An 8733-nucleotide genomic window follows, 5' to 3' on the forward strand; every position below is an offset into this window, starting at 1 on the left:
GGAGAGGAGAATTCGATTGCACGACGGCAGGCCGCGCGCGCCTCGACGGGCTCCCTACCCCCGCGCAGTTTGCGGGGGACGGGCTGGGGATGGGGGGCGGCCGAGGCATGCGCCGGGCCAAGTCGAAACGCCACACCCCGAAGTGTACCCCCTCTCCCACACGCTGTTTGTGGGAGAGGGTCGCACGCGTGTCAGCGCGGCGGGGTGAGGGCCCCACGGCAGCCGAGGCCTCGGCGACGGTGACCGCTGCCGCGCCCAAGTTGAGGAGTGGATCACGTTGGATCCTTCGGCCCGCGAAGCAGGTGCTACGGGCGGGATTGGTGCGCCGGGCTCAGGATAACAGATCTCGCGCCTGTCGAGGAGCTTCGGAGATTCACCCCGGGATCACGCCGTACTCGATGGCTTTGCGCGAAACGGTGTTGCGGTGCATGTCCAGGATCTCCGCGGCGCGCCCGAAGTGCCCGTCCACCTGCCGCAGCACCTGGCCGATGTGAAGCGCCTCCACCTGTGCCATCGTCATCCCTTTCGAGTATCCGGGCAGCGACTCGGCCCCACCCTCCGCCGCCTTCACTGGAGCCGCCGCGGGCCCCAGCTGAAGGTGCTCCACCTGCAGCACGTCGCCCGGCGCCAGCAGCACCGCGCGCTCCAGCACGTTGCGCAACTCGCGGACATTGCCCGGCCACGCGTGGGCCTCCAGGCTGCGCATGGCCGCGTCGGCGATGCCGCGCAGCTCCCGGCCGTGCTCGCCCGCGAAGCGCGCCGCGTAGTGCAGCGCCAGGGCGCGCACGTCGCCCGGGCGCTCGCGCAGGGCCGGCAGGTGCAGCCTCACCACGGCCAGGCGATAGAAGAGGTCTTCGCGAAAGTCGCCCGAGGCGATGAGTGACGGCAGGTCGCGGTGGGTTGCCGCCACCACGCGCACGTTCAGGCGAATGCGCTCCTCGCCCCCCAGCCGCTCGATCTCCCGCTCCTGCAGCGCCCGGAGGATCTTGGCCTGCAGCACCAGGCTCATGTCTCCGATCTCATCCAGGAACAGCGTGCCGCCGTTCGCCCGCTCGAACCGGCCCACCTTGCGCGCGACGGCGCCCGTGAACGCCCCGCGCTCGTGCCCGAACAGCTCGCTTTCCAGCAGGTCCTCGGGAATCGCGGCGCAGTTGACGGCCACGAACGCGCCGCCCGCCCGCCCACTCGCGGCGTGCAGCGCGCGGGCGACCAGCTCCTTGCCGGTACCCGACTCGCCCGTCACCAGCACCGTGGCATCGCTCGCCGCCACCCTGCCGACGGTCTGGAATGCCTCGATCAGCGCGGGGCTGCTCCCCACCAGCTCGTCCCCCGATCCAGCCGTCAGCCGGGGAAGCGGGACGACGTCGCCGGCGGGCGGGGCGGGGGAGAGCAGGGCGGCCAAGCGGTCCACGTCCAGCGGAACGGTCAGCAGCTCGGCCGCGCCCAGGCGCGGGGCCTCGATGGCCAGGCGCAGCGACGGCGTGCGTGCCACCAGCACCAGCGTCCCCGCGTTGGGCGCCGCCGCGATCCGGCGGATCACGGCCCCGTCCTCGTCCACCGCCGACGCCAGCAGCACCGTCGCATCGTGCCGCGTGGCGGAGAGCGCGCGCAATCCATCTCCGAGCGTCGCCGCCGCGCTCAACGCCGCGCCCGCACGCTCGCAGGCGGCGCGCACGGCGTCGCGAACCTCCGCATCATCCCCGATCAGCAGGACCGTGCGATCCGCCATCCACCCTCAGTTTGCAAAATGTGACGGCGCCCCCGGCAGAAGCATGTCACAAAATTCGGCAGATGGGAAGGTTTCCCAGCAACGGCGCGGAATGCGGCGAGTGACCTGCAGGTGTGGAGCGCGACGCAACGTGACGGTTTCCGTCCATTTCGCGCACCGTCGCCGACCTGAACGCGGACACCCGCTGAACGGCGTCCACGCGCGCGGTCGTTGACACCGGCGGCCACGCGCGGCCACGTTCAAGCGTAGCGCCCACCGTTCCCTGCTCCCTCCCACGCCCCCCGATGCCCAATCCACTCTCCCGGACGCTCCGCGCGTACGCCGCCGACGCGCGCGCCGCCGCCACCAGCGCACCGGTCGAAGTGCTTCTCGGCGTGCTGGCGTCCGTCACCTTTTCCGTCTGGCTCCGCAACTCCGCCGACGGGGAGACGTGGTGGGTGCGCGTGGCGACCGCCGTGGCGATCGCCCTTCCTCTGGTGTTCGCCGCCAGCGTGCTGCGGGCGCGAGGCGTCATCTCCGCCGCGGCGCGGTGGGGGGCGACCGCCGCGGTGCTGGGCGTGTGCGCCGCGTTCGGAGCGCTGTGGATGGATCCCGACCGCTCCGCCCACGGGTGGCGGTGGTTCATGCTGGCCGCCGCGGCGGCGCTGGTGCTGGGGATGACCGCGGGGCTGCCCTGGCGCGAGCGCGACCGCCGCCGCTCGTGGTCGTTCGCGTGGCGGCTGGCGGAACGGCTGGTGGGCGTGGTGCTCTACTCCGTGGCGCTGTACGCCATCCTGGCGGGCGCGTGCGGCGCCGTGGTGAACCTGTTCGATCTCCGGACCCCCGAGCACCTGTTCGGCGATCTGGCGGGCGTGGTGTTCTTCGCGGTGGCGCCGTGGATCTTCGTCGGCGGTACCCATCGCCTGATCGCCCCGCCCGCGGATGCCGGGGTGCCCCTGGCCGTCAGCCGGCTGGGAAGATGGCTGTACGCGCCGGTGCTGGTCATCTACCTGCTGATCCTGTACGCGTACGCCCTGAAGGTGCTGGCCACGGGCGAGCTGCCCAAGAACCTCGTCTCGCCGCTGGTGATCGCGGCGGGGATGATCGGCTTCGTGGGCGCCGTGCTGCTGGAGCCGGTGCACGGCGACGACGAGCACCGCGGGCTGGCGCTGCTGGTGCGGTGGATGCCGGCGCTGCTGCTTCCCCTGCTGCCGCTGGCGTTCTGGGCCGTGCTGGAGCGGCTGGGCCAGTACGGATGGACGGAGTTCCGCTACCTGCGCGTCACCGTCCTGGTGGTCCTCTCCATCCTCGCCGTGCTGGGCACCCTCCGCCTGGTGGGCCGCCGTCCGCCGCTGATGTCCACAATTCCCGTGGTGATGGCCGCGGCGCTGCTGATCGGCGCCATCGGCCCGTGGGGCGCCCTGGCCGTGTCGAAGCGCGACCAGACCGCCCGCCTTCGCACCGCGCTGGCCGAGGCCCGAATCGATCCGCGGCGGCTGCCGGGGGACACGGTTACGCTGGACAGCGCGCTCTACGAACGCGTCGTGGGCAGCACGCGCTACCTGCTGGAAGCGCACGGCCGGCGGGCGCTGGTGGCCGTCGTTCCGTCCCTTCCGGACAGCGTCAGCCCATGGGAGGTGGCCAGGGAGCTGGGCCTGCGGCGTGGCTGCGGCCGCGACGAGACGTGGCGCGCCGCCCCCATCGGCTGGGAGGGCGGCATCGCGGGAGTGATGGGCGGCGTGATCGTCCCCGTCTCGGCAGAGGACGGGCGGTCCACCCAAATCGAGGCGCAGGGAACCGCGTACCGGGTGACGCTCGCCGGCGAGCGCTTTGGCATTGAAGGCGCGGGATGGCGGGCCGAGGTGTCGCTCGCGCGCATCCGGCAGCAGGCGATGGCAACCCGGACGAGCGACTGTGATGGGTGGATGGGCCCCCAGGCCAAGCTCCCGTCGTCCGCTGCGCTCCTGCCGCTGGTGGATGCGCAGGGCCGGGTCCGGGCGCAGCTGCTGATGGAAACCATCACCGTGGGCGGGCCCAGAATGGACGAAGGCACGATGCAGGTCGCGGACACGGCCACGGCGGTGAACCGTACGCCGCCAACGCCGGGAACGGTCGTGCGGCAGGTACGGGGCTACCTGGTGCTCCCCCAATAGGAACGCGCCGAGGGCGGGGCGCCCTGCCCTCGAGTGGGGTGACGAGCAGAGTCGCGGGTGCCCGGTCCTGCTGGGGCGACTGAAGTCGCGTCTGGAACATCACAAAGTCCGCCTTCGCGGACTGCACGCGTAGCCGGGTGCGCCTGGGCGAGAGGAGTTGCAAGTGCCACTTTCGCACTCTCGCACTCTCGCACTTTCGCACTTTCGCACTTTCGCACTTTCGCACTTTCGCACTTTCGCACTCTCGCACTCTCGCACTTTCGCACTCCGTTCGATCGTTCGCTCGCTTGACACAAAGCCAGCGTTTTCGGCACTTTCACCGCATGACCGCCGAAATCCAAGCCGCGCCCCACGCCGACCTGCTCACGGGCTTCCGCGCCGGGCAGCGTACCGCGCTCGCGCGCGCCATCTCCATCGTCGAAAACGGACGCGCGGGGTTCGAGCGCGTGCTTCACGACCTGCACGCCGACATGGGCCGCGCGCACCGCGTCGGCATCACCGGGCCTCCGGGCGCGGGCAAGTCCACGCTCACCTCCAAGCTGGCGCTTCACCTGCGCACGCTGGACGAGCGCATCGGCATCGTCGCGGTGGACCCGTCGTCGCCGTTCACGGGCGGGGCGCTGCTGGGCGACCGCATCCGGATGACCAACATCTCCACCGACCCGGGGATCTTCATCCGGTCGATGGCGACGCGAGGCCACCTGGGCGGGCTGGCGACCACCACCAAGGAAGTCGCCGACCTGCTGGACGCCTACGGCTACGACCGCGTGGTGCTGGAAACGGTGGGCGTGGGCCAGTCGGAGCTGGAGATCGCGGGGACGGCGGATACGTCGGTCGTGGTCCTGGTCCCGGAATCGGGAGACAGCATCCAGGCCATGAAGGCGGGATTGATGGAGGTGGCCGACATCTTCGTCATCAACAAGGCCGACCGCCCCGGGGCCGACCGCCTGGCGCAGGAGATCGAGGTGATGCTCCACATGCGCCTGGGCGACATGCCCACGAACGCGGGGCATCACGGCGTCAGCCTCAAGTCCGTGCAGAAGGCCGCGCGCGAAGGGGTGAAGGCCGCGGCCGAGCAGCACGGGGAATGGGCCATCCCCGTGCTCAAGACAGTCGCGCAGAGCGGAGAAGGGCTCGAGGAGCTGGCGCGAACGCTGGACCAGCATCGGGTGTATCTGCACGAGTCGGGCGAGCTGAGCCGACGCCGCCAGGCGCGCCTGGCGGAGCGGGTGCGCGCCGTGGTGGAGCGGCGGTTGCGTCGCCTGGCCTGGCAGCGGGGCCCGGGCGAGCACATCCTGGAGTCGCACCTCGCCGCGCTCGAAGGGGGAGAAGTGTCGCCGTACGCCGTCGCCGACCTCATCGTGAACCAACTGGGGCTGGGCCCCGCCGGAGGACCAACATGAGCACCGTCGAGCACAACGTCTCTCCCGACCTGGTCCGCGCCCTGGACGAAAAGGACCGCGAAATCGAGCGGCTGAAGGCCGATCTGGCCGCCTGGGAGGGCGCGTACGAGCGCACCGGCGCCCGCGACGCCTCGTTCACCACCGTGTCGGGCGTCGAGGTGGAGCCGCTGTACACGCCGCTCGACCGCCCGCGCCCCGCGCCCGAAGAAGCGGCGTACTACGCGGAGCGCATCGGCCTGCCGGGCGAGTACCCGTTCACCCGCGGGCCGTACGGCACGATGTACCGCACGCGGCTGTGGACCATGCGCCAGTTCGCCGGCTTCGGCACGGCCGAGGAGACGAACGAGCGCTACCACTTCCTGCTCAAGCGCGGGCAGACCGGGCTTTCGGTCGCGTTCGACTTTCCCACGCTGATGGGATACGACAGCGACCACCCGCGGTCGCTGGGCGAGGTGGGCAAGTGCGGCGTGGCCATCTCGTCGCTCGACGACATGGAAACGCTGTTTGACGGCATCCCGCTGGACAAGGTGTCCGTGTCGATGACCATCAACGGTCCGGCCATCATCCTGTTCTGCTTCTACGTGGTGGCGGCCGAGCGGCAGGGCGTGTCGTTCAGCCAGCTTCGCGGCACGGTGCAGAACGACATCCTCAAGGAGTACCAGGCCCAGCACGCCTGGGTGTACCCGCCCGAGCCGGCGCTGCGGCTGATCGAGGACATGTTCGAGTGGGCGTCGAAGGAAGCGCCCAAGTACAACCCCATCTCCATCAGCGGCTACCACATCCGCGAGGCGGGCTCCACCGCGGTGCAGGAGCTGGCGTACACGCTCAAGAACGGGCTGGAATACGTGCGCCGCGGCGTGGAGCGGGGGCTGGACGTGGACGACTTCGCGCCGCGCCTCTCCTTCTTCTGGGACGTCCACAACGACTTCTTCGAGGAAATCGCCAAGTTCCGCGCGGCCCGCCGCATCTGGGCGCGCCACCTGCGCGACGAGTTCGGCGCCAAGAACCCCGAGAGCTGGCGGCTGCGCACCCACGCGCAGACGGCGGGGGTGACGCTCACCGCGCAGCAGCCGGAAAACAACATCGTCCGCGTGGCCTACCAGGCCATGGCCGCGGTGCTGGGCGGCACGCAATCGCTGCACACCAATTCGATGGACGAGACGCTGGCCCTGCCGACGGAAAGGGCGGTGCAGGTGGCGCTGCGGACGCAGCAGATCCTGGCGTACGAGACGGGCGTTCCGAACACGATCGACCCGCTGGCCGGCTCGTACTACGTGGAGGCGCTCACCGACCAGATGGAGGCCGAGGCCGAGCGCATCTTCGCCGAGATCGACAAGCTGGGCGGCGTGGTGCCGGGCATCGAGGTGGGCTACTTCCAGCGCGAGATCGCCCGCAGCGCCTTCCGGCAGCAGCTGGAGATCGAGCGGGGGGAGCGCACCATCGTGGGCGTGAACGACTTCACGGTCGAAGGCGAGGAGCTGCAGATCCCGCTGCTCAAGATCACCGAAGAAGCCGAGCTGCGTCAGCGCGAGCGGATGGCCGCCATGCGCCAGCGCCGCGACCAGGCGCAGGTAGATGCCGCCCTGGAGCACCTGAAGCAGGTGGCGCGCACCACCGAGAACGTGGTTCCGGCCATGCTCGACGCCGTCCGCGCCTACGCCACGCTGTACGAGATCCGCGCGGCGATGGAAGAGGTCTTCGGCGCCTACCAGGAGCCGGTCTTCTTCTGATCGCGCCGGGCGAGACGGAGGTTGGAGACAGAGCCGGAGACGGGCGGACGCGCCGGGGTCGTGGCCAGTTCCAGTGGCCCACGGCCCTGACGACGTTCCGGCGCGTGCCATACACATTTTCAAGAGAGTTGCGATGCGGAAGGTTGCGATGCTGGTGGCGCTCGCGGTGTTCCTCGCGGGCTGCGGAGACGGCGGTACCGGCCCCGGGGACGGGCTCACCGGGCGCTACACGCTGAAGACGGCGGCGGGGATCAGCATCCCCGGCGTTTATGGCGACAACGGCGTATACAGGTGGGAGATCCTGGCCGGCCGGGTGCGGATCAACCGCGACAGCTCGTTCACCTTCGTCCTCGACAACCGCGAGACGGCGGGCTCCATCGTCGAACTCAGCCAGTTGGAGGAGAAAGGCGTGGTCCGGGCCACCGGCGCGAACCTGGAATTCCGCGCGGCGGACGACGGCAGGCTGAGGATGAGGGGTTCCATTTCCGGGGACACGCTTACGGTGATGTATTCCGCGGCACCGTTCGTATTCCTGCGTGACTGAGTTCCCGCGCCGCGGGCGGCCCAGCCTTCACGCCGCCCCGCGCGGGAGCTCCGGGGCCCCTTGACGTACCCCAGCAATCGCCTTACTTTTCCCGGTCTGTCGCACAACCGCGTGTTGGCGACGGCGGGGAGCCCGTGCTCCTCGCCTGCTTTTTTCGTCCATTGTACAGGTTCTTCTTCCAGTATGCCGACGATCAACCAGCTGGTCCGCCACGGGCGGCAGACGCTCATCAACAAGAGCAAGTCGCCCGCGATGCGCAACAACCCGCAGAAGCGCGGGGTGTGCACGCGCGTGTACACCACGACCCCGAAGAAGCCCAACTCGGCCCTCCGGAAGGTCGCGCGTGTGCGTCTGACCAACGGGTTCGAGGTCACGGCCTACATCCCGGGCGAGGGGCACAACCTGCAGGAGCACAGCATCGTGCTCATCCGTGGCGGCCGCGTGAAGGACCTTCCGGGCGTCCGCTACCACATCATCCGGGGAACGCTCGACGCGTCCGGAGTCAACGACCGCCGCCAGAGCCGTTCCAAGTACGGTGCCAAGCGGCCCAAGCCGGGCCAGCCCGCCGGCAAGGGCGCTCCGGCCGGCAAGGGCGGCAAGGGGAAGAGATAAGCCATGAGCCGCCGCACACGCGCCGTCAAGCGCCCCATCATCCCGGATCCGGTCTACGGCTCGGACTCGGTGACCAAGTTCGTCAACACGCTGATGCTCGACGGCAAGAAGAGCACGGCCGAGAGCATCTTCTACAACGCCATGAAGACGCTCGAGGAGCGTTCCGGCCAGCCCGCCGAAACGGTCTTCAAGACGGCGCTGAACAACGCCAAGCCGGTCCTGGAAGTGAAGAGCCGCCGCGTGGGCGGCGCCACCTACCAGGTGCCCGTCGAGGTTCGCCCTGAGCGCCGCACCGCGTTGGCCATGCGCTGGCTGGTGGGCTACGCCCGGGCCCGCGGCGAAAAGACCATGGCCGACCGCCTGGCCGCCGAGCTTCTGGCCGCGTCCCGCAACGAGGGCGCGACCATCAAGAAGAAGGACGACACGCACCGCATGGCCGAATCCAACAAGGCGTTCGCCCACTATCGCTGGTAAAGGCAGGCCGGGCGCTTGCCCGGCTGAATTGATCGATCAGGAAGCCGCGGCGGCGCGAAGGGCGAAACTGCCCTTTGCGCCCCGTGTTTTCCGCTACCGATAGACGAAA

At 70.0% G+C, this 8733-nt stretch carries 7 protein-coding genes; 6 read left to right on the forward strand and 1 reads right to left on the reverse strand.

The annotated features are described in order from the left end of the window. Positions 1-373 precede the first annotated feature (373 nt). A complete protein-coding gene (locus VIB55_RS11230; protein ID WP_331876753.1) occupies positions 374-1729 on the reverse strand; it encodes a sigma-54 dependent transcriptional regulator in 1356 nt (451 codons plus the stop codon). A gap of 284 nt (positions 1730-2013) precedes the next feature. On the opposite strand from VIB55_RS11230, the gene VIB55_RS11235 reads away from it, so the two are divergent. The 6 genes from VIB55_RS11235 to rpsG all read left to right on the forward strand — a co-directional run bounded on the left by VIB55_RS11235 (position 2014) and on the right by rpsG (position 8624). After that, positions 2014-3861 carry a DUF4153 domain-containing protein gene (locus tag VIB55_RS11235; protein WP_331876754.1) on the forward strand — a complete coding sequence of 616 codons (1848 nt, stop codon included), beginning with the start codon at positions 2014-2016 and terminating at the stop codon, positions 3859-3861. Between the two features lie 323 nt (positions 3862-4184). Next, complete coding sequence (gene meaB / locus VIB55_RS11240) at positions 4185-5264, forward strand: methylmalonyl Co-A mutase-associated GTPase MeaB (protein ID WP_331876755.1); 1080 nt, start codon at positions 4185-4187, stop codon at positions 5262-5264. Beyond that, on the forward strand, positions 5261-6994 hold the full coding sequence (locus VIB55_RS11245) for a methylmalonyl-CoA mutase family protein (RefSeq protein ID WP_331876756.1): 1734 nt from the start codon (positions 5261-5263) through the stop codon (positions 6992-6994). Before meaB ends, VIB55_RS11245 begins: the two co-directional genes overlap by 4 nt. A gap of 133 nt (positions 6995-7127) precedes the next feature. Next, positions 7128-7538, forward strand: coding sequence for a hypothetical protein (locus VIB55_RS11250; RefSeq protein WP_331876757.1), 411 nt, complete (start codon positions 7128-7130; stop codon positions 7536-7538). A 183-nt stretch (positions 7539-7721) separates the two neighbouring features. After that, a complete protein-coding gene (gene rpsL, locus VIB55_RS11255) occupies positions 7722-8150 on the forward strand; it encodes a 30S ribosomal protein S12 (protein ID WP_331020777.1) in 429 nt (142 codons plus the stop codon). 3 nt (positions 8151-8153) lie between these two features. Beyond that, positions 8154-8624, forward strand: a complete 471-nt coding sequence (gene rpsG, locus VIB55_RS11260; protein ID WP_331876758.1) for a 30S ribosomal protein S7 — start codon at positions 8154-8156, stop codon at positions 8622-8624. The last annotated feature ends 109 nt before the right edge of the window (positions 8625-8733 follow it).

Origin of the sequence: Longimicrobium sp. (assembly GCF_036554565.1) — a bacterium.
Classification (GTDB): domain Bacteria; phylum Gemmatimonadota; class Gemmatimonadetes; order Longimicrobiales; family Longimicrobiaceae; genus Longimicrobium.

Bases quoted from the DNA above. Each gene is read 5' to 3' on its own strand.
- meaB (WP_331876755.1), top strand. From the start codon at position 4,185: ATGACCGCCGAAATCCAAGCCGCGCCCCACGCCGACCTGCTCACGGGC.
- VIB55_RS11230 (WP_331876753.1), bottom strand. From the start codon at position 1,729: ATGGCGGATCGCACGGTCCTGCTGATCGGGGATGATGCGGAGGTTCGC.
- VIB55_RS11235 (WP_331876754.1), top strand. From the start codon at position 2,014: ATGCCCAATCCACTCTCCCGGACGCTCCGCGCGTACGCCGCCGACGCG.
- VIB55_RS11250 (WP_331876757.1), top strand. From the start codon at position 7,128: ATGCGGAAGGTTGCGATGCTGGTGGCGCTCGCGGTGTTCCTCGCGGGC.
- rpsG (WP_331876758.1), top strand. From the start codon at position 8,154: ATGAGCCGCCGCACACGCGCCGTCAAGCGCCCCATCATCCCGGATCCG.
- rpsL (WP_331020777.1), top strand. From the start codon at position 7,722: ATGCCGACGATCAACCAGCTGGTCCGCCACGGGCGGCAGACGCTCATC.
- VIB55_RS11245 (WP_331876756.1), top strand. From the start codon at position 5,261: ATGAGCACCGTCGAGCACAACGTCTCTCCCGACCTGGTCCGCGCCCTG.